This window comes from Alteromonas sp. 07-89-2 (assembly GCF_013113925.1).
GTDB classification, from domain to species: Bacteria; Pseudomonadota; Gammaproteobacteria; order Enterobacterales; family Alteromonadaceae; genus Alteromonas; species Alteromonas macleodii.
On the sequence record NZ_VTYM01000040.1, the window covers coordinates 1 to 22,139 of the forward strand.

A 22,139-nucleotide genomic window follows, 5' to 3' on the forward strand; every position below is an offset into this window, starting at 1 on the left:
GGTCAGTTAAAACTGCAATGAAGCTGCGCATATTCAAATGCAAATTAACGAGCATTGTTAAATAAAATTCGGTTTAATTGCTTGTATTGCGAACAAATTACTGGTTTTTTGCTCGAATCGTTTAAAATGGCAGCGGGTGAACAATTTCTTTATAAAAAAGGTTTGACTCAGGCCAATGAATCCGTAAAATGCACCCCGCAGTCAAGGAGAGGTGGGTGAGTGGCTGAAACCAGTTCCCTGCTAAGGAACCATACGCATATACGCGTATCGAGGGTTCGAATCCCTCCCTCTCCGCCATTATTCGTTGGCAGTGGCGGCCAACAACAAGTTTTGCGCGTGTGTAGCTCAGCTGGATAGAGTACCTGGCTACGAACCAGGCGGTCGGAGGTTCGAATCCTTCCACACGCGCCACTTATTTTAAAGCGTCACCTTTTGATGTAAAATTCAAAAGTACACAAGTTTACGCGTGTGTAGCTCAGCTGGATAGAGTACCTGGCTACGAACCAGGCGGTCGGAGGTTCGAATCCTTCCACACGCGCCATATTGAAAAACCCACCTTTTTAGGTGGGTTTTTTCATTTCTACTCCTTTTATTTTTGTTCTCTCCACTTTCGTCTAAGCGCGCTGTTCAAAATTTAAGCTAAACTTAATGTGTCTAACAGCAGTAAAGCGCGAGGTACGCTATGGCACATCCATCTACTACTTTTCGATTTTTAGCAGAACCTACCGACGTCAACTTTGGCGGTAACGTTCACGGTGGCATGCTCTCTATAACAGCTTAATGAAATGGATTGACCAAGCAGCCTATGCCTGTGCCGCGCAGTGGTCCAAATGTTACTGCGTCACGGTATCTGCCAATGGCATACGTTTCATAAAACCTATAAAAGTAGGCCAACTAGTTGAGATAACCGCATCGTTGGTACACACTGGTGCGTCAAGTATGCATATCTATGTTGTGGTTAAATCGGGCGACGCCACCGAAAACACTACGTCTGTCGCAAATCGCTGTTTTATAACTTTTATGGCGGTGGACTGTGAGGGAAGCCCAGTAAATGTGCCTGCTTACGTACCCGAGGATGAACGACATATGCAGCTAGATTTATACCAGTCCGCATAGATAATCACCCACTCAGCGAGAGTTAAAATGTTCGTAATCGCGGCGTGTTACCGTAGGTATAGTGGTTCTACATCAAGGTGACACAACAAAGAGTACGGACATTTTAAACTCGCCCTTTGGGAAGGTCTGGCAAGCTTCCTAGCTGCATTCTGGGAATTTGAAAGGGAACAGCCATTCCTGCATTCCCACGCTTTGCTAGGAAACTTGCCAGCGCCTTCTGAGTGGGCGATTATCTATGCGGATTGGTATTGTTGGCGATGCATGCGAAAGATTTCGCTAAACAGCTAGACAGTGACTTTACGGAGAATATAGGCTTTCATTAAGGCGTGAGTATAAATGAACGTAAACGTAGATTGCTGGCATCGGCAACGCTTATGCTAATTCCTAAAATATGCTTTTGTTGCAAATTTATTAAAGAATAATGCATTAAGTTTCATTTTGGCGGGTTTTATTCATTTTAAAGTGGTTTTTTATGCTACTTTGTTGTGTTTTGAAAAACCACGTGATACTTATTCAGGTACAAAATAACAACAGGATTGAATATGGATTCGGGATCCGTCGCTAGCCTGCTCTTTGAAGCAGGTTCTCTTATGCTTATAGGAATGGTATTTGTTTTCTCATTCTTAGGGCTTCTTATTGTGGGTATTCATCTCATTGCCCGATTTTGTGAAGCTTTTCCCGGTGAAAAAGCAGAGCCTTCAGCTCATTTAAAAGAGTCTTCAGCTAATTTGAGTCGAAACAATCAAGCGGTACAACCAGGAATAGACGGAAACGTTATCGCAGCTATTTCTGCCGCAATTCATACCCATCGCCAAAATTCTAAAAAATAAAGCCTAATCAGGAGTTACCATGTCTAAGCCTCTGGCCCTTACCGAGCTGGTTCTGCGTGATGCCCATCAATCCCTTCTTGCTACGCGCATGCGTATTGAAGATATGCTTCCCATAGCGGAAAAACTAGATAAAGCTGGCTTTTGGTCAGTTGAATCTTGGGGTGGTGCTACATTCGATGCCTGTATTCGTTATTTAGGGGAAGACCCTTGGGAGCGCATCAGAAAGCTAAAAGCAGCCATGCCTAACACGAAACAGCAAATGCTGTTGCGTGGTCAAAACCTATTGGGTTACCGCCATTATGCTGACGATGTTGTCACTCGCTTTGTAGAGCGAGCTCACGAAAGTGGCGTAGATGTATTTAGAATTTTTGATGCCATGAATGACATTAGGAATTTGAAAACCGCAATAAAAGCGACCATAGACAGTGGCGCTCACGCGCAAGGGACAATCTCTTATACGGTAAGCCCTGTGCACAATCTTAAGCTTTGGCTCGAAATGGCGAAACAGCTTGAAGACCTAGGGGTTCATTCTATCTGCGTAAAAGATATGGCTGGGCTTTTAAAACCGTACGAGTGCGAGGCATTGATTACCGGATTAAAAGAAACGGTTGATGTACCTATTGCCATGCAGTGCCATGCCACAACAGGGTTGAGTACGGCGACATATCAAAAAGCTATAGATGCCGGCATTGATATGCTGGACACGGCTATTTCTTCAATGAGCATGACTTATGGTCATAGCGCAACTGAGACCATGGTTTCTATCGTAGAAGGTACTGAACGCGATACGGGCATTTCATTGCCTGAGCTTGAAGACATTGCCAGTTACTTCAGAGAGGTAAGAAAGAAATACAGCAAGTTCGAAGGCAGTCTCAAAGGGGTAGACGCACGTATTCTTTTGGCTCAAGTACCGGGCGGAATGCTAACCAACATGGAAAGTCAGCTTAAAGAGCAGGGCGCTGAAGATAAATTCGAAGAAGTGTTAAAAGAAATTCCACGGGTAAGGGAAGATCTTGGATTCATTCCTCTTGTTACGCCAACCTCACAAATTGTGGGCACGCAGTCAGTGCTTAACGTACTCACCGGCGAGCGTTACAAGAGCATTACAAAAGAAACCGCAGGCGTTCTCAAAGGTGAATATGGCGCTACCGCAGCACCAGTAAACAAGGAGTTGCAGGCGCGTGTGCTTGATGGCGCAGAACCCGTGACATGTCGCCCTGCTGACAATATTGCCCCAGAGCTGGATACACTGAGTAAAGAGCTTGATGAACTGGCTCAGAAAAAGCAACTATCGCTGTCAGACGATAAAATTGATGATGTTTTGACTTATGCCTTATTCCCGCAAATAGGCCTAAAGTTTATCGAAAACCGCGGCAACCCTGATGCGTTTGAACCTGCACCTAGCGCGCAAGAGTCGCAAAGCTCGAGTGCGCCTAAGCCTGCTGAAGCCAAGCCAAACTCACAAGGGGCTACCGCGAGTGAAACTTACGACGTAAACGTAGATGGAAAAGTGTATCGCGTAGAAGTGGCACCTTCAGGTACGCTGACGAGCGTTACACCTGCTAGTGGCTCTCAGATGCAAGCACAGCCTCAAACCAATAGCGGTGCGCCATCAGCCTCTACCGCTTCACAGTCTATTGATGCACCGCTTGCAGGTAACGTGTTCAAAATCTTGGTGAGAAACGGCGACAGCGTGTCAGAAGGCGATGTAGTGATGATCTTGGAAGCCATGAAAATGGAGACAGAGATCCGCTCCGCATACACCGGTACGGTCACCGACATTACTGCTAGTGAAGGCGATGCCGTAACCAGTGGTCAACCGTTAATCTTATTGGGGTAGTACATGGATAAGTTAATGGTACTTTGGGATAGTACCGCGCTTGCGCACTTTGAAGCCGGCCAGCTTATAATGATGGCAGTGGGTTTCGGCTTGTTGTACTTGGCCATTGTTAAAAAGTTTGAGCCATTGCTTTTACTGCCCATTGGTTTTGGTGCATTGCTTACTAACATCCCTATTGCTGGTTTTTCAGAAGCGGGTGGGTTGCTGCACTACATATACAAAATCGGCATAGATACAGGTGTATTTCCTCTGCTCATCTTTATGGGCGTGGGCGCAATGACTGATTTCAGTGCGCTTATTGCTAACCCTAAAATGTTGTTACTTGGCGCAGCTGCGCAGTTCGGTATTTTTGCTACCTTGTTTGGCGCGATAGCGTTAAACCTTATACCTGGCTTTGAGTTTACGTTAAAAGACGCGAGTGCCATTGCTATCATAGGTGGCGCGGATGGGCCTACTGCCATTTTCCTCGCTTCACGCCTTGCGCCTGATTTGCTTGGTGCGATTGCAGTCGCTGCATACTCTTATATGGCGTTGGTGCCTATTATCCAGCCACCTATCATGAAAGCGCTGACCACAAAAGAAGAGCGCGAGATAAAAATGGGTCAACTACGACCTGTGTCAAAGCGAGAGAAGATTATTTTCCCGCTTGCTGTGCTGTTTATGACTATCTTGTTTTTACCAGCCGCAACGCCGCTTGTCGGCATGTTCTGCTTCGGTAACTTAATGAAAGAGTGTGGCGTGGTAGACAGATTGAGCAAAACAGCCCAAAACGAGCTCATCAATACGGTCACTATTTTCCTTGGTTTAGCAGTAGGATCAAAGTTATCAGCTGAAGCATTCCTTACGGTCGAGACTTTAGGTATTTTGGGGCTTGGGGCTATCGCGTTTGGTATAGGCACTGCCGCAGGCGTACTCATGGCCAAGCTAATGAGTAAGCTGTCGGGTGGCAGTATAAATCCACTGATTGGCGCAGCTGGCGTCTCTGCTGTGCCGATGGCAGCCAGAGTGGTGAACAAAGTTGGGCTAGAAGCAAACCCCCATAACTTCTTACTTATGCATGCAATGGGACCTAACGTGGCTGGCGTGCTAGGTAGTGCGGTTGCCGCAGGTATACTTTTGGCTCTGGTTGGCTAGAAAGCACGAATGCATTGCTATACAAGGGGCAATTTATTTGCCCCTTTTTTATTGCGTGGGTTTCGTTTAAAAAAGGCTTTTTAGCGCTTTCTTTTCGCGTTGAGCAGAACGACTCTGCTCATTGTGTAAGTACGCGTCTTAAGAAAGCAGTACTTAAATGATAACCTCGTTATTCTCGAATTGTGTTTTGTGGCACTAGAGATTGGTATGCGGTTACGAGTTTCTTAGTGCGCGTATGCTGCGGCCACCTAAAGATAGTTTCGGTCTTGCCTTCTTCTACAATTTCACCGCCTTCCATCACAATAACCCTGTCTGCAATGTGTCGTACAATACCCAAGTTGTGACTAATAAAGATAAACGCCAAGCCTAGTTCCTGCTGAAGCTTCAATATAAGATTCACCGTTTGCGAACGAATGGAAGGGTCTAACGCTGCAAAGGGTTCATCAGCCACTAACACTTTGGGCTTTAACACAATGGCTCTGGCTAGCGCTACGCGCTGCTGCTGTCCATCAGAAAGCATATGTCGATAAAAGTAATAGTGTTCGCGCAAGAGACCTACCTTCACCAACATATCTTCTATAATTGGTTTGCGTTCTGCTTCGCTTAGGCCTGTATTCAAACGCAATGGCTCATCCAAAATTTTTCCCACAGGAACCGATGGATTCATCGATTCGGAGCTATGCTGCAAGATCATACGAATGTCATGGGTACGTTTTTGCTGGCTATCTTTAGACTGGTATTTGGCTAAATATTTGTGTGTGTTAATTTCAATTTCACCTGCATCAGCAGGCAGTGCACCTACCAAGAGCTTAGCCAACAGGGATTTACCTGAGCGGTTTTCACCAATAATTGCAATGGTTTCACCGCGCTTTACGCTTAAGTTCACTGGGCCAAGTTGAAATACTTCAGGGCGTTTTAGCCAACGTTTCCTTTCGTTATGAATAAACGTGAGATCTTTAACCTGCATGATATCCATTACAGCTTCTCCATATGTAGAGGGAAGTGACAGCTGTAATTGTGATCGTGAATTTTACGCACGGCTGGCGTTTGTACACAGGCGCGCTGTGCACGAGGGCAGCGTGGACCTAATCGGCAACCAATAGGCAAATGCTGTAGTGTGGGAATAGAGCCACCAAGCGTGGGTAGCAACGATTTCGGTGGCAGATCTTTTCTGAAGCTTGGCGCGCTGTCTAGTAATGCTTTTGTGTAAGGGTGCAGAGGGCGCTTCTTAATGTGCTTCATTCTACCTGATTCTACAGTCTGCCCTGCATACAACACCGTCATAGAGTGAGACATACTTGCAATTGCCAGTAGGTCGTGACTAACAAACAAGATCGAGAGCGAGCGGGTCTGATTCAAACGCGTGAAGAGCTTCAGAATTTGTGTTTTTGTTGTAGGCTCCATTCCCCGAGTTGGGTCATCGGCGATGAGCAATTTAGGCTGTGAAACCAAGGCCATCGCAATCATGAATTTTTGACCTATGTCAGCCGGTATTTGATGAGGAAAAGCGCTTAAATAATGTTTGTGGTGCTTTATTCCTACTTTGTGAACGGTGCTTATTGCGATCTTTTTGCGGTGTTGTGCTCGTTGCCAGAACCAGCTCCCTTCAACAAATTCATCGGGAATGCTCTCTTCCAACTGCTCTCCAAGCGTTGCCGATGGGTCTAAACTTGCCTGTGGGTTTTGGAACACGACCGCTATTTCTCGACGCATTACCTCACGACGCTGCTGCACAGACATACTCAGCAGGTTTTCACCATTCCAACTCATGCGGTCAGCCGTTAAATTCCATTGGCTAGGAAGGGCTCCGCAAATGGCGGACACGATCAAGCTTTTGCCTGAGCCTGACTCTCCTACCAGTGCGCGAATTTCCCCGCTGCTAACCGACAGGTTAACCTTGTCCAACGCTTTAATTGCGCCATCGCTGCTCTGCATTTCCAAGGTGAGGTTTTTAATATCAAGCATTGGCATATTAATGACTCACTCTTTTTCTAAGTGCTGAACGCAAACCGTCACCCACAATGTTGATAGATAGCACCATAAAGAATATTGCCATGCCGGGGACGGCAACGTTCCACGGTGCTAGATAAGCAACATCTAGCCCATCAGCTAGAATAACACCAAGTTCAGGAAGCGTTGACTGTGCGCCTAAATTCAGAAAGCCAAGTGCAGATATGTCGATAACTGCAATAGAAAGTGCAAGCGTGCCCTGTACAACCAGCATTTCGGTCATGTTGGGTAGTATAGAATGAGCAAAAAGTTGCCATCTACTGGCACCGTCCAATTTAGACGCCACTATATATTCTTTTTTCATTTCGGCGCGCACAAAACTTCTTGTGTGGTGCACAAACTGTGGAATAAGCGCAAGGGTAATTGCCCACATGCTGTTAACCAGACCGGTACCCAATATTGCAACGATAATAATCGCAATAAGTAGCGTGGGAATGGCCATAAGTGCATCGAGTAAGTGGTTGACGATACTTGAGCGAACACCTCGCAGCATACCAGCAAAGGTCCCAAGGCTAACGCCGACCAACATGGCAAGCACAACAGTAATGAATGCGGAGCCTAGTGTGATGCGACACCCATAAATTATGCGGGTAAAGAGGTCTCGACCCAGCGCATCAGTACCGAAAAGGTGCGATATAGAGCCATTAGCTAACCAGCTAGGCGGTATTAACAGTCCGTCGATATTTTGTTCCACGGCATCATAGGGAGTGATGATTGGTGCGAACAGCGCGCAAACAACAAACAACGCCAGCATAATCAGGCCAAGCATGGCGATGTGGCTCGCTTTAAATGATGCCCAAGTCCGTTGCCACGGCGACGGATGGAATTCTTCGTCGTATAAACTAAACTGTGGCACGTTCGTATTTCTCTCTGCTTGGGTCAATCATTCGGTTAAACAAATCAACCAGAATCGTGAGTGTAATTACCACCGTGGATACTGCCATCATACCAATTCTAAGGGCAGGGTAATCTCGTTGATAAATAGCTTGAATCAGCCAATTACCGATCCCCGGCCAAGAAAACAAGGTTTCGACAATCATCGCGTTCGTTATTAATGTCGTAATTTGTATCGCCATTAGCGGTAAAATGGGCAGTAACGCGTTACGCAGAATATGACGAAAGAATATCTGCCAACTTGAAAGGCCTCTAGATATTGCTGCAGCGATATATGGGCGGTGTTTCACGTCTATAACTGAACGTCTTGTTATACGTATCATCGAAGCGGTGGCGATAGCACCAATGGCAAACGTAGGTAATGCTAAGTGCGATAACGCATCTTTGAAGGCTAAGGTCTTGTTTTCTACGTCAGACAATAAAATATCAATGAGAATAAAGCCTGACACGGGTTCGATGTTATAAAGCAAACTGATACGACCCGACAGCGGTGCAGCGTCTAGCTGCAAACTGAAAACCAATATAAGCAGGAGCGCAAACCAAAAAACAGGAAAAGAATAGGTCGTTATACTTGCACTATTTATTAGGTGATCAGACGTTGAATAGCTGCGAATCCCCGCATAATAACCAAGCGGTATTCCAATGAATAACGCCATCAACATGGCATAGGTTGCCAGTTCTATTGTGGCCGGCATCGCAATACCTACCTCTTTTCTTAACGGCAGGCCTGACGTAAAGCTGTATCCCCAGTCACCAGTGAGCAAATTGCCTACATAATAGAAAAACTGGAAAATATAGGGCTGATCTAGTTTAAATTGCCGCTCCAATGCCGCGCGTTGAATTTCATTTTGCGGCACGAGTCCTGTTAGGTTTTCAAGTGTATCGCCTGGAAAAAGGTAGGCGAGTGAAAACGACATAATCGCTAACACCAAAAGCGTTAATATAAATAAAGTGCAGTATCTTACGAGGATCTGGATCACAGTGCTTTTTTTACTCCACCAAAGCGTACACCGCCAAAGGGATTAATGGTCATTCCTTCTAGTTCATTCCTGTATGCCTGATAGCGATAGGCATGTGCGATGGGAACAAGAGGAAGGCGTTCGTATAATAATCGGTTAACTTGCCGGTATATGGCTGTGCGTTCTTCAATATCATCTGTCTGAAGAGCGTCGTTGAGTAACTTATCATAGTCTTCACTACACCACATGGCGCGATTTGTACCTGAGGGTATAGCGCCACAGCTCAATAGCGGACGATAGAAGTTATCTGGGTCTCCGTTGTCGGCAGACCAACCAATTAATACCGAGTCGTGCAGGCCTTCCTGAAGATGGCGTCTGAAGGTAGTCCAATCGTAACTGACAATGGTTGCTTCTACGCCTACATCACGCAAATAACGCTGAATGAGCTCGGCCATCTTTGTTGCGTTAGGATTGTAAGAGCGTTCAACAGGCATAGCCCATATCGTCATAGAAAAGCCGGCCTTAACACCGGCGTCAGCTAATAATTTGCGCGCTAGAACTGGATTGTAGGCGGTATCGTCTGCGTCATTTTGAAACGCCCAGCTTGCCGCAGGCAGCAGGGTCTTAGCTCTAGTAGCACTGTCAAAATACACCGCTTCTAGCAGTGTGTTCTTATCGATTGCGGCCGCTAGCGCACGTCTTACATCTGGGTTATCAAAAGGAGGGCGTTGAGTGTTAAACGCCCAAAATCCAATGTTTAGTCCTGGTTTTTCCGCTAGCGTCAGATCTTCTTTTGCCCGAATCACTTCAAGTTCAGTCTGTGCAGGAAAAGCGGTAGCGTCACATTCCCCGGTCATTAATTTAGCCAGTCTCAGTGAGCTTCTTGGCGTAATGTCGAATATAAGCTGCTCTACAACAGGGCGCGTTTCGTCACCGTTTTGTGCTGTACCATCTTGAACAGTATCTTCACCACCTTGGCCATTTTCAACTTCTTGGTTGGCACTCTCTACAGTATTGTTATAGCTTAGGGCTTCATCACTCGTAGGCGCATCTTCCATTTGGTCACGCCAATAGTTGTCGTGGCGCAGGAACTTAATGAAATGATCTTTGCGATAGCTATCGAATTTAAAGGGGCCAGTACCTACTGGAAGCTCATCGATTTTGCCCGGCGTGCCGGTCTGTGCCAGCTGGTTAGCATATTCTTCTGATAATATAACGGCGAAATCGGTTGCTAGATTTGCCAAAAATGAGCTATCCCTGCGCTTAAGTGTAATTTCAACGCGGTAGCCGTTTACGCGCTCTACCGACGCGATATTTTGTGCAAGGCCTATGCTTTCGAAGTAGGGATAGCGCCCACCAGATACGTAGTGGTATGGATGGGAGCGTAGGCGCCATCTGTCTATACTGAAGATAACATCGTCGGCGTTAAAGTTTCGTGTTGGCGTGAAGTAGCGCGTATTGTGAAACCATACATCCTTTCTCAGTTGAAAAGCGTAGGTAAGACCGTCATCACTCACTAACCAGCTACTCGCCAAACTAGGCACGATGCGGCCAGACTCAGGGTCGAAATCAAGCAATCTATCGTAGAGTTGGTGTGAAGATGCATCTGACGTTGTACTTGATGTATCTAGCTGCGGATTGAAGGTAACTGGATTGCTTTCAGAGCAGTATATAATACCCGTATTGTAAAACGCTTGTTTGTTCTGCTTAGCACAGGATGCAACAAGAAGCGCTGTACATATACATAATGACAAACGCTTTACCAAACCATGGGACATGCTTTACGCCTCGACGCTTTCCGCGGAAGAATCTAGTAAGTTATATTTTTTGAGATAGCCTCGCAGCTGATGATACGTCAGGCTCAATTTTTCAGCAGTCTTCTTCTGATTAAACTGACTGTCAGCAAGTGCCTGTTTTATCATATCTATCTCATGTTGTTGAGAACGTTCTTTCAAATCTATGGGATATTCAACAATTTCTGGCTTTTTCACTGGTGCCAGTGGCGTAATGTCTGCACTTTCAATGCGTTCATTGGTGGCAGCGGCCTCTGAAGGGGCCTGAGTAACGGGTGAGTCGGACGTATTCACTCTGTCATTGGTCTTCACTCTACCTTTCGGGCGATAAGCTGACTCAAAGGGGTCAAGAACGATTTCATGTACGGGCAGATGAGGATTATTTGTTCGATAAACTGCACGTTCGACCACGTTCTTTAGTTCACGTATATTGCCTGGCCAATCGTAGTCAAGAAGGGTCCGCTTCGCCTTCTCTGTAAAGCCGCTGAATAATTCCATTTCCATTTCACGGGCCATATTAATAGCAAAGTTTTCTGCCAACATCATGATATCTTCCCTACGTTCGCGTAGCGGAGGAATGGTAATTACGTCAAAGGCAAGTCGGTCGAGTAAGTCTGCACGAAATTCACCGGCATCGGCAAGCGCGGGTAAGTCTTCGTTTGTAGCTGCAATAAGGCGTACGTCAGTTTTTACTGACTTGCTTCCGCCAACGCGCTCAAATTCGCCATATTCGACAACGCGCAGTAGCTTCTCCTGAATAAGGCCAGAAGTATTAGCCAGTTCATCAAGAAATAAGGTGCCGTTGTGGGCCACTTCAAAGCGACCTTCGCGACGTTTTGAGGCACCGGTGAACGCACCTGCTTCATAACCGAATAATTCACTCTCCAATAGGCTTTCACTTAAGGCAGCACAATTAAGCTTAATATAGTTCTGATCCCAGCGCTTAGATAAGAAGTGAAGTCGCGCGGCAATAAGCTCTTTACCTGTGCCTCGCTCACCTATGACCAGCACAGGTTTATCTAGCGGTGCAATTTGTGAAATTTGCTCTAAAACTTCTAGAAAACTATTCGCTTGGCCAAGTAAATTGTCTTGCTGTCGATACCTACTCATTAAATCCCTCAAAAGTTAGTCATTTCGACCAATTAATAGTGTAGAACAAAACATATTGAGAAACGAGTATTATTTGAACTTATAAAAAGTGTATGAAAAATAGCAGGTTAGCACAGTTATAAAGTTGGCAAGCATATTGAATACAACTAATACCAAGAGTAACCTATTTATCAAGTGTGGTGTTTTTTAAACACTTACCATTTTTAGCAAGAGGTAATTATTATGGGTATCTTCTCGCGTTTTACAGATATTGTGAATTCGAATATTAATGCGCTTTTAGATAAAGCGGAAGATCCTGAGAAAATGGTTAGATTAATCATTCAGGAAATGGAAGACACATTGGTTGAGGTGCGCTCAGCATCAGCGAAGACCTTAGCCAACAAAAAAGAAATTGTTAATCAAATTGCAAAGTATGAAAGCGATGCAAGTGACTGGGAGGCCAAAGCTGAGCTTGCTTTGAGCAAAGACAGAGAAGACTTGGCGCGTGCTGCGCTGCAGGAAAAGAAGAAGTCTGCAGAAGCTGCTGAAGCGTTAAGTAAAGAACTGGCCATTGTTGATGAGCAAATCAGCAAACTTCAGGATGAAATTGGTCAGCTTCAAGAAAAGCTAGCGGATGCGAAGAGTCGCCAAAAAGCGATTATTATGCGCCAGAAAACTGCAAGCTCTCGTCTTGAAGTGAAAAAGACGCTGGATAGCACTAAAGTAGATAATGCGATGGGACGCTTTGAGCAATATGAGCGTAAAATCGATGACCTTGAGTCGCAGGTTGAAGCTTACGATTTAGGTAAGAAAACGTTACAGGATGAGTTTGCTGAACTAGAGGCCAGTGACAAAGTTGAAGACGAACTTGCTGCGCTTAAAGCGAAAGTAAAAGGTGCAAACACAAGCACCGAAAAATCAGAATAATAAGAATAGGGTGTACCCTCCGGATGTGAAATCGGAAGGAGGGTAATTACATCAGAGTTTGTAGGAGAGATTGAGATGGATGAAGGTACGATTGCAATGTTGGTGATGCCCCTTGTGGTGTTTTCAATATTCGTTGCTCCAATTTGGCTAATATTACACTATCGAAGCAAGAAGCAAGTGAATCAGGGATTGAGTGCAGAAGAGCACGCATCTTTGCAAGACTTAGCCGAGAAAGCCGAGAAAATGAGCGAACGCATTGAAACTCTAGAGGCCATTTTAGACAGCGAGGCACCTGAGTGGAGGAATAGAGCATGAGAAACGGTAAGCAGCTCTATCGCAACCCAGAAAATGCAAGAATTGCAGGCGTGTGCTCGGGTGTAGCTGAATATTTCGGCTTAGAAACTTGGTTAGTAAGGATTTTAGTTGTAACAGGTTTCTTCTTGTTAGCCGGACCTTTCATCTTTGTTGCATACATTGCAGCTTGGTTCATTCTCGATAAAAAACCTGTTGGGTTAAAAAATGCGCCAACGCAACCTGTTTTCTCAAAAGGTAAGGGATGGACAAATCCCAACGGTGGTCAGGTAAAAAGCCCAAAAGTGGAAGTGAAAACGAAAGTTTGGCAGGCGGGCGAGCCACCAAAACAAGCGTTTCACGATATTCGCAATCGCTTTGAAAAAGCAGAAGTTCGGCTTCGTAAAATGGAAACTTATGTAACGTCTCGCGAATATCAACTCAATAAAGAAATTAGCCGTCTTTAATTGGCGATGGCGCACCAAGCAAACTTGAATGAAGCCGCTCGTAATGAGCGGCTTTTTATTATATAAAACAATGCGTTTACTTGGTTTTGTAAAATTCCTGTTACAGCAAAATCGAGTCGCTCGTAAGGGCTTACACTTTTCGACGTCGCGAATTTCATTAGACTGATAGACAAGTTTTTCAACTCTTATTGGTTACAGAAGTTATGCCAAAATCAACGCAATACCAGTCGAGACAATCTGACGAGAATGGCATTATCCATTGGTCAGACGAAGAGAACCAAATTTGGTCTGAACTCTATGCGAGACAAATTCCGCTGGTGAAAGAAAGAGCGTGCCAAGAATACTTGGACGGGCTTGATTTGTTGAAGTTAAATGAAAAGGAAATCCCTCAGCTACCCGACATCAACAAAGTACTGATGGAGAAAACGGGTTGGCAAACAGCTGAAGTGCCTGCGTTAATTAATTTTGGCGAATTTTTCAGATTACTGGCGAATAAGCAATTTCCTGTTGCCACCTTTATTCGCACCAGAGAAGAATTCGATTACTTGCAGGAGCCGGATATTTTCCATGAAGTTTTCGGTCATTGTCCGCTACTAACGAATCCTGCATTTGCTCATTTTACTCACACTTACGGAAAGTTGGGCCTTGCTGCCAGCAAAGAAGACCGAGTTTATCTTGCTCGTCTTTATTGGTTCACCGTAGAGTTTGGATTGGTGAGAGCCAAAGATGAATTGAAGATATACGGTGGAGGCATCTTATCTTCTCCTGGCGAGACAATATATGCGTTAGACAGCGACACACCTCTGCGTAACCCGCTCACTGCTATTGATGCATTAAGAACACCCTATCGTATCGATATTATGCAGCCTCTCTATTATATCTTACCGGAATTCGACCATCTGTTTGAATTAGCGGAAATGGATATTATGGCACTCGTAGAAGAAGCGAAGTCTTTAGGGCTATTTTCCCCACTTTTCCCACCTAAAGAGAAAAAAGCCAGTTAACACTATTGTTAATTAAATGTGTTTTATATAGGATGCCGCTCACTGAAGCGGCATCTTTTTTATTTGGTATGCGCGGCCTTTTAATCATGCTCTCTACGCGTTCTTAAATGTGTGATTCATCGCAAATTTAACCATCTGTAACATTTATCTTGTTATCTTTTTGTAAAAGTATGATATTCTGTACATATATGTTTACAAAATAGCTATAACACCCTATGCGTCTAGAAATAAGCTGTCAGGATCGTCTTGGTATCACTCAAGATGTTTTAGATATTCTCGTTACTAAAGAAATAGATTTACGCGGTATTGAAATTGACCCTGCGGGGAAAATTTTCCTTAATTTTCCCAATATCGAATTTGCAGATTTTCAACACCTCATGCCTCAAATTCGCCGCATCGATGGTATCGACGATGTGAAGACCACGCTTTTCATGCCAGGGGAGCGTGAAAAAAATCAGCTTTCCGCTATTTTAAGAACGTTGCCCGACCCTGTGTTTTCTATCGACGCCAAAGGCAATATCTTGCTATGCAATGAAGCGGTATGCGCGGGGCTAGAAATTCCGAGTAGCGAAATAGAAGGCATTGAAATTGGCGAAGTTGTGAAAGGCTTTAACTTTACTAAATGGATGGACGGTAAATCGCCTGGCCCTCAGTCTTCGAAAGTGAAGTTTATTCAACAGGATTACCTAGCCGATATGCTGCCTATTACCGTACCTGACGGCGAGCAGAATATGATCATGGCAGGTGCTGTGGTGATATTAAAATCAGAGATGCGACTAGGACAACAGTTTACCGCGTTTCACCAGTCTCCCACTGATAGCTTTGACCGCTTTGTCACTCAGTCTCCGTTTATGAAGCGAGTCGTTCATGAAGCCAAGCGAATAGCTGATTTGGATGCACCTATTTTAATTTTTGGTGAAACAGGCACAGGCAAGGAAATGATTGCTAGAGCCTGTCACCAGTCTAGCCGTCGCAGTGAAGGTGCATTTTTAGCTTTAAACTGCGCGTCTTTACCTGACAGCGTGGCAGAAACCGAATTATTCGGTTACGCAGCGGGCGCATTCAATCAGCCTAATGCAAAAGTGGGGCTGTTAGAGCAAGCGAAAGGCGGTACGCTTCTTCTCGATGAAATTGCTGATATGTCTTCTCAGCTTCAAGCTAAACTGCTCCGCGTTCTGGAAGACGGCGAATTTAGAAGAGTAGGAGATTCTGAGCCAGTTAAGGTAGATGTGCGATTTATTTGTACCACCTGTCGTGATTTAGGTCAGCTTGTAGAAGAAGGACGATTTAGAAAAGAATTGTACTACCGCTTAAACGTACTAAGTTTAGTTATGCCTTCTTTAAAAGACAGAAGGCAGGATATCGTTCCTCTAGCCGAGTCTTTCATCGTTCAACACAGTACCAAGTTAGGTCGTCGTCCTGCGAAACTCAGTAAATCCTGTGTTGATTTTCTGCAGCAATACCCGTGGCCGGGTAATGTGAGACAGCTACAGAATGCGTTGTATCGCGCGTTATCACTCCTTGACGGTAAGGAGATTACCAAGGAAGACATTCAGCTTCCAAGTTGTGCGCCAAGCGTCACTTATATTGACGAAAACTTTGACGGCACATTAGACGAAGAAGTGAAGAAGTTTGAAAAGGACTTGCTCAAACGGTTATATCCTTCCTACCCAAGTACCCGTCAATTGGCTAAAAAACTGGGATTAAGTCATACGGCAATTGCAAATAAGTTACGTGAGTACGGCATTAACAAGGCAACGGTTAAGCTTTAATTAGATGGGAGCATTGACCTTTACCATAGGGTGAAGGTCAATGTGACCAAGTATATTTGACGTCGTTTAGCAAAGTAAAAATGGCAAATGGTCTACGCCAATTTTTATACCGTTAATGCGTTTTTGTGCCTCATAGCAATATCAATTCATCTGTTACGATAAATTTACATCGCCCACGGAGCAAGCGGGCAGCGCTATACCTGCTCAACAGAGGCTTACTAGCGTACATCCTTTCTTACAGCCAAATAAAACTTCGTCAACAGATCACTTCTCAATGCACACCAACTAGTGGCATAACTATAATCATGGAATTGCGTGTGATGCTGCCGCGTAAAAAGATATAGGTCTGATAAAAGACAAGAGCGCCAAGCTGATGAATAATTTTTCGAGGAAAGAACAATGAAACTAGCAACCTATAAGAATGAAACCCGAGATGGCTGCCTAATGGTAGTGTCGAAGGACCTTTCTCGAGCATGCAGTGCACAGGACATTGCGAAAACGATGCAAGACGCACTGGATAATTGGAAAGAGATTGCCCCTCAGCTACAGATGAAATACCAAGCGCTAAATGACAATGCGTGTGACAGCGTGCCGTTTGACGCATCTCGCTGTAAGTCGCCTCTGCCTAGAGCTTACCAATGGGCTGATGGAAGTGCTTACGTGAACCATGTGGAATTGGTGCGAAAGGCGCGTAATGCAGAAATGCCGGAAAGCTTTTGGACTGACCCATTGATGTATCAAGGTGGTTCCGATGACTTTATTGGACCCGAGGATGACATCATACTTCCAAGTGATGATTGGGGAATCGATTTTGAAGGTGAAGTCGCTGTTGTTACTGATGATGTTCCTATGGCGTGTACGCCTGAACAAGCTTCAGAGCGCATTCGACTTATTATGTTAGTTAACGACGTATCACTTAGAGGGTTAATCCCAGGCGAACTGGCGAAGGGGTTTGGCTTCTTCCAATCAAAACCTGCGTCTAGCTTTTCTCCGGTTGCTGTAACACCAGATGAATTAGGTGATGCGTGGAAAGATAGCAAAGTGCACTTGCCTTTGCGTTCAACCTACAATGGTGAACTATTCGGTAAGCCTGAAGCGGGTCAGGACATGACGTTTGATTTTGGTCAGCTAGTCGCGCATGCCGCCAAGAGCAGAAACCTAGGTGCAGGTGCTATCATCGGCTCGGGTACAGTGTCTAATAAACAGGGTACAGATCATGGCTCTGCCATCGCTGAAGGCGGTATGGGTTATTCATGTATTGCAGAAGTGCGCATGATTGAGACTATTCGAGACGGCAAACCTTCTACTCCTTTCATGCAGTTTGGCGATCGTATTCGCATCGAAATGCTAGATAAAGAAGGCCACTCTGTTTTTGGCGCAATTGAACAGCAAGTTAAACCGCTTAGCTAAAATTTTAAAATGAAAAGTAGTGTGGGGTAATAACGTGGTTTACTCGGTAGGCACGTTGTTGTTTTCCCCACTATCATTATAAGAGGGAGTAGAGCGTTTAGACTCATCAAAGCCCTGTACTCCTACCAAAAACGTTTAATAGGTGTGGTAGTACCATGAGCATAAAACTTTACGGCTATTGGCGTTCGACCGCCTCTTACCGCGTGCGGATTGCGCTGAATTTGAAAGGGGTTGAGTACGAGTATGTACCTGTCCATCTTGTAAACAACGGTGGCGAGCAGCATAGTACCGAATATACGCGTCTCAATCCTGCGCACCTTGTCCCTACTTTGGTTGATGAAGACGAAGATATTATTCTGAATCAATCGCTATCAATCATCGAATATCTTGATGAACGGTATGAAGGCGCACACCAGCTGGTTCCTGAACATCGAACAGAGAGAGCCAGAGTCAGAGCGCTAGCACAAGATATCGCGTGTGATATTCAGCCTTTGGGTAATCTACGTGTACTGAATGCGCTAAAAGGGAATTTTGAGGCGTCACAAGATGATGTGGCGAAGTGGGCATCCCACTGGATAACGCTGGGGTTCGACGGCATTGAAAAGCGTCTTCAGACCCAAGCCGGAAAGTTCTGCTTTGATTTCGATGTTACGCTGGCTGATATTTGCTTAGTACCCCAAGTGTATAATGCGCAACGTTTTAACGTCGATATGAGTCGCTACCCTTTAATTAGTAAGATAGCGAAGAATTGTAACGAGTTAGATGCTTTTGAGCGGGCTAAGCCCGAAAATCAAATAGACGCCACTTAGACTGAAGGGGGAGAGTAGAAATGTACTCTGACCCCATTTTTTGAGTTATTGGCGTTTAATCGGTAGCTCGGTGGTGTTTTTCACCTGCTTTAAGGCGAAGGTTGAACTTAAATGATCGACAAGAGGCAGGTGAGTTAATTTCGTTTTAAGTAAGAATTCGTACTCTTCAATACTTTCCACTATCACTTTTAGTAAGTAGTCTTTTTCACCGCTGGTGGTATGACACTCCACGATTTCATCGATGTTTTGTACGGCATTTTCAAAATCAGTTAGCGAGTCACCGTCATGGTTTTTCAACGTGACATAGATAAAGACCGACACACCTAAATTCAGTTTTTTGCTGTTTAGCAATGTGACTTTACCAAGAATGATGCCGTCGGCTTCCATTCGTTTGACACGTCTCCAGCACGGAGTGTGCGACAATCCTACACGCTGGCTTAAATCTGCCATCGACACCGTGGCGTCTTGCTGAAGTACGCGCAAAATCTCACGGTCAAATTTATCCAATTTCATTAACACTGTTTCCGTCGTTTTTATGATGTTTATTATATATCAAAAAAAATTCTAGGATAGCTGTCCTAGAAAAATTGTAATCAATTCTATTGCGTTTCAGTTTGTAAATTTCATTAACAAACTTTGCAAGGCCTGTCCTCAAAACAATCGGATACACTTGGCAAAATGTTGCTGATCTTTGCGAGGCCGATAAGTGTACCGCAAATCATCTTCAGACTCTCACATCATCCCAAATGAGCGGCGTTTCGTTTTCGTGACAGCTAGACCTTGGGTAGGCTTTAATTCATCACAGTATTAATAGGGAAAATATGTCAGTTTTTGATCACCCAGAGTTCAATAATCACGAACACGTTGCGTTTTATCATGACGAGAAGGCGGGCTTGAGCGCCATTATTGCTGTACACAATACCAATCTGGGGCCAGCACTTGGCGGCTGTCGCATGTGGCCCTACGTAAATAGTGGTGAGGCATTGACCGATGTGTTGAGACTGTCAAAGGGGATGACGTATAAAGCAGCCATGGCTAACTTGGAGCTTGGCGGCGGTAAATCTGTGATAATCGGCGACCCTCGTAAGGCTAAATCGCCAGAAATGATGAAGGCAATGGGAAAGTTTGTTGAATCATTGGGCGGCAAGTATTTCACTGCTGAAGACTCTGGTATTTCAGTAACGGACTTGCAAACCATGGCAACCGAGTCGGATTACATCGCTGGTGTTAATGCTAAATACCACTATGCGGGCGAAGTACCTGACGGTAACCCGGCTCCGTCTACAGCATACGGTGTGTTTGTGGGATTGAAGGCGACGGTAGAGTACGGCTTGAAGCGCAGCCTTGATGGCGTCAGTGTTGCTATTCAAGGTATGGGGCACGTTGGCTACCGTCTTGCAAAGCATTTGCATGAGCACGGTGCCAAGATTTATGTTGCGGATATCTATCCTGAAGGTGTTGAAAAAGCAGTATCTGAATTTGGTGCGACAGCTGTAGCGCCGGAAGAAATACTGAGCTTAGATGTGGATGTGCTAGCGCCATGTGCGTTGGGTGCAGCCATTAACGATCTGTCATTGCCTGAAATCAAAGCCAAAGTAATTGCAGGCGCTGCAAATAACCAGCTTGCACGTGAAGATATTGGTGAATTGCTTCAACAGCGCGGCATTCTGTATGCGCCAGATTACGTGATCAACGCGGGTGGCGTTATCGACATCTTCCATCAGCGTATGGAATCGAGTTCTAATGAAGCGCTTCGCGCACATATTGAGCAAATCGGCGAAACGCTAAAAGAAATTTATACCCGTGCAGAGCAAGAAGGGGCGGCGACAAACCGTGTTGCCAACCTTATTGCCGAAGAGAGATTTTCTTTAAAGGGTTGAAAACTCTCAACCAAATAGTCATAATGCGCCCCGCACTCAAGCAGGGGCGAATGACTTTGCTTTGAATGCGATTTTCTATGGTGGGCTTTTGGTCCTCCCGCAATGATACTCTGTGAACCCGGTCAGGCCTGGAAGGGAGCAGCCGCAGCAGACGACTCATGTGCCGGGATGTGGCTGGAGGCCCGCCACCCAAATTCCTTATTCGTCTTCTTTTTTAGTCTTTTCTATTTCATCTAAGTACTTGAGTGCTTTACTAATAGCATGCTCAACATTCATTTCCATTTGATTTCGTTCGCTTTGAGGCAGGTAAAACGCCATGTCTACTTCGTAGCGGATATAACGTGGTGGAACCTGATTTAAGGCAAGACAGCACAAGTCTGCTAAGTAATCAGGACTTTTCGTGGTATCGAGCCCCAGCTTACTGATTCTTTCTAAAACCAGGTGTTCATAATAGTTATGGATGTCGTCATCTAGTTTCATGTTCATTCCCCTTATAATTGTTGTTAGCGCCCTGCGTAAAAGTGCTGTGGTATGCAAATATGCTGTGCGGAAAATACAGCGCTTGTCCAACTAATTGGACACATTTTTATACAAGCTAAATGGCACAACACGAACCTTGGCTATATATCCTTATAATGTATAGCTTGTATTCTGTGGATGTCGAGTCGACGGTGATAGAATTACGAAGTTAAACAAAGCAATAAGGCAAGAACGACATGAAAAAAAATATAGAGCCCTGCTACTACGGCGATTACCTACAGCTTGATAAGATTTTGGGGGCGCAGGACTTACAGAGTGAGAAGTACGGTGACGCGGCGCACGAAGAAATGCTGTTCATTATTGTTCACCAAGTTTATGAGCTTTGGTTCAAGCAGGTTCTTCATGAATTAAATGCAGTAATTGATACGTTTAATCAAGAGACGGTTAAAGATCAGCAGCTAACACTAGTGGTGCATCGCTTACAGCGAGTCATACAAATTCAAAAGTTAATGAACGATCAAATTGCTATCATGGAAACCATGACGCCACAGCAGTTTTTGTCGTTTAGGGACTACTTGGTGCCCGCGTCGGGCTTCCAAAGTATACAGTTCAAGCGTTTAGAAATATCACTAGGCCTAAAGCGTGATTTCAGAATCGACTTTGATAAGCAAAGCTTCTACAACCGTCTGACTGATAAAGATAGAGCGTTATTGGAAACCCTTGAAAGCAAACCCAGTTTGTTTGAGCTGGTCGACAAATGGCTTTCAAGAATGCCGCTTCTAAAAACGGAAGGTTTCGATTTTTGGCAATATTATAAAGATGCGGCAGAAGAAATGTTGAAAGACGACCATCATACAATTTCAACCAGTGACATGCTATCTGATACAGAGCGGCGACAAGAGCTAAAAGACTTACAAGCAACGATGGAGAACTTTGATGCGTTGTTTGATGATACGCAGTTTGAAAAGTTAAGAGGCGAGGGCAAGTTCCGCTTGAGTCATAAAGCATTGCTTTCTGCATTGTTCATAAAGCAGTACTCTGAAGAGCCTATCTTTAATCTGCCGTTCCAGCTTATTACCGCACTCACAGAGATAGACGAGCAACTCACTATATGGCGTTATCGTCACGCAATGATGGTTCAGCGCATGCTGGGCACTAAAATTGGCACTGGTGGATCGTCAGGACATCATTACCTCAAGAAAACCACTGCGTCTAATCGTATCTATTTAGATTTTTTTAACATGGCAACCTTCTTACTTCCCAAGAGTGCATTGCCAGAATTGCCTGAAACTGTAAGAAGACGACTGGGGTTTTATCTGCAATAGTGAGTAAACCTTATTTATTAATTTTATCTTATAATTCCTTCAACATCTTTTCGCACATGTTGTAGAGCTATAATAAAAAGAAATATCCAGGTTTGTCTGGCCCTTTAAA

20 protein-coding genes, 3 tRNA genes, 1 other RNA gene and 1 pseudogene are annotated in these 22,139 nt (G+C 44.7%); 17 read left to right on the forward strand and 8 right to left on the reverse strand.

The genetic code is table 11. From position 1 onward, the window contains the following. The first annotated feature begins 205 nt into the window (after positions 1-205). The 7 genes and pseudogenes from F0261_RS18515 (at position 206) to F0261_RS18545 (ending at position 4,920) form a co-directional block, all read left to right on the forward strand. A tRNA-Ser gene (locus F0261_RS18515) sits at positions 206-297 on the forward strand. 37 nt (positions 298-334) lie between these two features. Further along, a tRNA-Arg gene (locus F0261_RS18520) sits at positions 335-411 on the forward strand. 53 nt (positions 412-464) lie between these two features. After that, positions 465-541: transfer RNA gene (locus F0261_RS18525), tRNA-Arg, on the forward strand. A gap of 141 nt (positions 542-682) precedes the next feature. Further along, positions 683-1,116: pseudogene (locus tag F0261_RS18530) on the forward strand (acyl-CoA thioesterase). A gap of 542 nt (positions 1,117-1,658) precedes the next feature. Continuing rightward, complete coding sequence (locus F0261_RS18535; RefSeq protein ID WP_171338634.1) at positions 1,659-1,946, forward strand: OadG family protein; 288 nt, start codon at positions 1,659-1,661, stop codon at positions 1,944-1,946. Positions 1,947-1,965: 19 nt separating this feature from the next. Beyond that, positions 1,966-3,786 carry a sodium-extruding oxaloacetate decarboxylase subunit alpha gene (gene oadA / locus F0261_RS18540; RefSeq protein ID WP_171338635.1) on the forward strand — a complete coding sequence of 607 codons (1,821 nt, stop codon included), beginning with the start codon at positions 1,966-1,968 and terminating at the stop codon, positions 3,784-3,786. A gap of 3 nt (positions 3,787-3,789) precedes the next feature. Further along, complete coding sequence (locus F0261_RS18545) at positions 3,790-4,920, forward strand: sodium ion-translocating decarboxylase subunit beta (protein ID WP_014948675.1); 1,131 nt, start codon at positions 3,790-3,792, stop codon at positions 4,918-4,920. 169 nt (positions 4,921-5,089) lie between these two features. On the opposite strand, the gene F0261_RS18550 is transcribed toward F0261_RS18545, so the two are convergent. Genes F0261_RS18550 through pspF form a run of 6 tightly spaced genes read right to left on the reverse strand, consistent with a single transcriptional unit; the run spans position 5,090 to position 11,686 of the window. After that, positions 5,090-5,896 carry an ATP-binding cassette domain-containing protein gene (locus tag F0261_RS18550; protein WP_014978626.1) on the reverse strand — a complete coding sequence of 269 codons (807 nt, stop codon included), beginning with the start codon at positions 5,894-5,896 and terminating at the stop codon, positions 5,090-5,092. After that, a complete protein-coding gene (locus tag F0261_RS18555; protein ID WP_014978627.1) occupies positions 5,896-6,891 on the reverse strand; it encodes an oligopeptide/dipeptide ABC transporter ATP-binding protein in 996 nt (331 codons plus the stop codon). Before F0261_RS18555 ends, F0261_RS18550 begins: the two co-directional genes overlap by 1 nt. 1 nt (position 6,892) lies before the next feature. Further along, positions 6,893-7,786, reverse strand: coding sequence for an ABC transporter permease subunit (locus F0261_RS18560; RefSeq protein WP_041449820.1), 894 nt, complete (start codon positions 7,784-7,786; stop codon positions 6,893-6,895). Then, positions 7,773-8,741: an ABC transporter permease gene (locus F0261_RS18565; RefSeq protein WP_014978629.1), complete on the reverse strand. Its 969-nt coding sequence runs from the start codon at positions 8,739-8,741 to the stop codon at positions 7,773-7,775. The genes F0261_RS18560 and F0261_RS18565 overlap by 14 nt, the downstream gene beginning before the upstream one ends. Positions 8,742-8,800: 59 nt before the next feature. Continuing rightward, positions 8,801-10,561, reverse strand: coding sequence for an ABC transporter substrate-binding protein (locus tag F0261_RS18570; protein WP_014978630.1), 1,761 nt, complete (start codon positions 10,559-10,561; stop codon positions 8,801-8,803). Between the two features lie 3 nt (positions 10,562-10,564). After that, positions 10,565-11,686, reverse strand: a complete 1,122-nt coding sequence (gene pspF / locus F0261_RS18575) for a phage shock protein operon transcriptional activator (RefSeq protein ID WP_171338636.1) — start codon at positions 11,684-11,686, stop codon at positions 10,565-10,567. A gap of 222 nt (positions 11,687-11,908) precedes the next feature. Between pspF and pspA the strand changes: the two genes are divergently transcribed. The 7 genes from pspA to maiA all read left to right on the forward strand — a co-directional run bounded on the left by pspA (position 11,909) and on the right by maiA (position 18,345). After that, the gene (gene pspA / locus F0261_RS18580) at positions 11,909-12,592 is read left to right on the forward strand and encodes a phage shock protein PspA (protein WP_014948682.1); all 684 of its coding nucleotides are present in this window, start codon (positions 11,909-11,911) and stop codon (positions 12,590-12,592) included. A gap of 75 nt (positions 12,593-12,667) precedes the next feature. Further along, the gene (gene pspB, locus F0261_RS18585; RefSeq protein ID WP_014948683.1) at positions 12,668-12,907 is read left to right on the forward strand and encodes an envelope stress response membrane protein PspB; all 240 of its coding nucleotides are present in this window, start codon (positions 12,668-12,670) and stop codon (positions 12,905-12,907) included. Continuing rightward, positions 12,904-13,350, forward strand: a complete 447-nt coding sequence (gene pspC / locus F0261_RS18590; protein WP_014948684.1) for an envelope stress response membrane protein PspC — start codon at positions 12,904-12,906, stop codon at positions 13,348-13,350. Before pspB ends, pspC begins: the two co-directional genes overlap by 4 nt. 203 nt (positions 13,351-13,553) lie before the next feature. Then, positions 13,554-14,354, forward strand: coding sequence for a phenylalanine 4-monooxygenase (phhA, locus tag F0261_RS18595; protein ID WP_014948685.1), 801 nt, complete (start codon positions 13,554-13,556; stop codon positions 14,352-14,354). Between the two features lie 215 nt (positions 14,355-14,569). Then, the gene (gene tyrR, locus F0261_RS18600; protein WP_014948686.1) at positions 14,570-16,126 is read left to right on the forward strand and encodes a transcriptional regulator TyrR; all 1,557 of its coding nucleotides are present in this window, start codon (positions 14,570-14,572) and stop codon (positions 16,124-16,126) included. Positions 16,127-16,525: 399 nt separating this feature from the next. Next, positions 16,526-17,536 carry a fumarylacetoacetate hydrolase family protein gene (locus tag F0261_RS18605; RefSeq protein ID WP_171338637.1) on the forward strand — a complete coding sequence of 337 codons (1,011 nt, stop codon included), beginning with the start codon at positions 16,526-16,528 and terminating at the stop codon, positions 17,534-17,536. Between the two features lie 155 nt (positions 17,537-17,691). Further along, positions 17,692-18,345 carry a maleylacetoacetate isomerase gene (gene maiA / locus F0261_RS18610; protein ID WP_171338638.1) on the forward strand — a complete coding sequence of 218 codons (654 nt, stop codon included), beginning with the start codon at positions 17,692-17,694 and terminating at the stop codon, positions 18,343-18,345. A gap of 45 nt (positions 18,346-18,390) precedes the next feature. Here the strand turns inward: maiA and F0261_RS18615 are convergent, their stop codons facing one another. Next, on the reverse strand, positions 18,391-18,858 hold the full coding sequence (locus tag F0261_RS18615; protein WP_014948689.1) for an Lrp/AsnC family transcriptional regulator: 468 nt from the start codon (positions 18,856-18,858) through the stop codon (positions 18,391-18,393). Positions 18,859-19,166: 308 nt separating this feature from the next. On the opposite strand from F0261_RS18615, the gene F0261_RS18620 reads away from it, so the two are divergent. Both F0261_RS18620 and ffs read left to right on the forward strand, forming a co-directional pair. Continuing rightward, the gene (locus F0261_RS18620; protein ID WP_014978635.1) at positions 19,167-20,225 is read left to right on the forward strand and encodes a Glu/Leu/Phe/Val dehydrogenase dimerization domain-containing protein; all 1,059 of its coding nucleotides are present in this window, start codon (positions 19,167-19,169) and stop codon (positions 20,223-20,225) included. A gap of 86 nt (positions 20,226-20,311) precedes the next feature. Further along, positions 20,312-20,408: signal recognition particle sRNA small type (gene ffs / locus F0261_RS18625), an RNA gene on the forward strand. A 15-nt stretch (positions 20,409-20,423) separates the two neighbouring features. On the opposite strand, the gene F0261_RS18630 is transcribed toward ffs, so the two are convergent. After that, complete coding sequence (locus F0261_RS18630) at positions 20,424-20,705, reverse strand: late competence development ComFB family protein (protein WP_014948691.1); 282 nt, start codon at positions 20,703-20,705, stop codon at positions 20,424-20,426. A gap of 236 nt (positions 20,706-20,941) precedes the next feature. Between F0261_RS18630 and F0261_RS18635 the strand changes: the two genes are divergently transcribed. Then, positions 20,942-22,030 (forward strand): tryptophan 2,3-dioxygenase family protein, encoded by a 1,089-nt coding sequence (locus tag F0261_RS18635; protein ID WP_171338639.1) that lies wholly within the window; start codon positions 20,942-20,944, stop codon positions 22,028-22,030. The last annotated feature ends 109 nt before the right edge of the window (positions 22,031-22,139 follow it).

What these genes read in the sequence shown, in the direction of transcription:
- oadA (WP_171338635.1), top strand. Translation starts at nt 1,966, where the DNA reads ATGTCTAAGCCTCTGGCCCTTACCGAGCTGGTTCTGCGTGATGCCCAT.
- F0261_RS18565 (WP_014978629.1), bottom strand. Translation starts at nt 8,741, where the DNA reads ATGTCGTTTTCACTCGCCTACCTTTTTCCAGGCGATACACTTGAAAAC.
- pspB (WP_014948683.1), top strand. Translation starts at nt 12,668, where the DNA reads ATGGATGAAGGTACGATTGCAATGTTGGTGATGCCCCTTGTGGTGTTT.
- pspF (WP_171338636.1), bottom strand. Translation starts at nt 11,686, where the DNA reads ATGAGTAGGTATCGACAGCAAGACAATTTACTTGGCCAAGCGAATAGT.
- F0261_RS18635 (WP_171338639.1), top strand. Translation starts at nt 20,942, where the DNA reads ATGAAAAAAAATATAGAGCCCTGCTACTACGGCGATTACCTACAGCTT.
- F0261_RS18615 (WP_014948689.1), bottom strand. Translation starts at nt 18,858, where the DNA reads ATGAAATTGGATAAATTTGACCGTGAGATTTTGCGCGTACTTCAGCAA.
- pspC (WP_014948684.1), top strand. Translation starts at nt 12,904, where the DNA reads ATGAGAAACGGTAAGCAGCTCTATCGCAACCCAGAAAATGCAAGAATT.
- F0261_RS18570 (WP_014978630.1), bottom strand. Translation starts at nt 10,561, where the DNA reads ATGTCCCATGGTTTGGTAAAGCGTTTGTCATTATGTATATGTACAGCG.
- pspA (WP_014948682.1), top strand. Translation starts at nt 11,909, where the DNA reads ATGGGTATCTTCTCGCGTTTTACAGATATTGTGAATTCGAATATTAAT.
- F0261_RS18620 (WP_014978635.1), top strand. Translation starts at nt 19,167, where the DNA reads ATGTCAGTTTTTGATCACCCAGAGTTCAATAATCACGAACACGTTGCG.
- F0261_RS18555 (WP_014978627.1), bottom strand. Translation starts at nt 6,891, where the DNA reads ATGCCAATGCTTGATATTAAAAACCTCACCTTGGAAATGCAGAGCAGC.
- tyrR (WP_014948686.1), top strand. Translation starts at nt 14,570, where the DNA reads ATGCGTCTAGAAATAAGCTGTCAGGATCGTCTTGGTATCACTCAAGAT.
- F0261_RS18605 (WP_171338637.1), top strand. Translation starts at nt 16,526, where the DNA reads ATGAAACTAGCAACCTATAAGAATGAAACCCGAGATGGCTGCCTAATG.
- F0261_RS18535 (WP_171338634.1), top strand. Translation starts at nt 1,659, where the DNA reads ATGGATTCGGGATCCGTCGCTAGCCTGCTCTTTGAAGCAGGTTCTCTT.
- phhA (WP_014948685.1), top strand. Translation starts at nt 13,554, where the DNA reads ATGCCAAAATCAACGCAATACCAGTCGAGACAATCTGACGAGAATGGC.
- F0261_RS18550 (WP_014978626.1), bottom strand. Translation starts at nt 5,896, where the DNA reads ATGGATATCATGCAGGTTAAAGATCTCACGTTTATTCATAACGAAAGG.
- F0261_RS18630 (WP_014948691.1), bottom strand. Translation starts at nt 20,705, where the DNA reads ATGAAACTAGATGACGACATCCATAACTATTATGAACACCTGGTTTTA.
- F0261_RS18545 (WP_014948675.1), top strand. Translation starts at nt 3,790, where the DNA reads ATGGATAAGTTAATGGTACTTTGGGATAGTACCGCGCTTGCGCACTTT.
- maiA (WP_171338638.1), top strand. Translation starts at nt 17,692, where the DNA reads ATGAGCATAAAACTTTACGGCTATTGGCGTTCGACCGCCTCTTACCGC.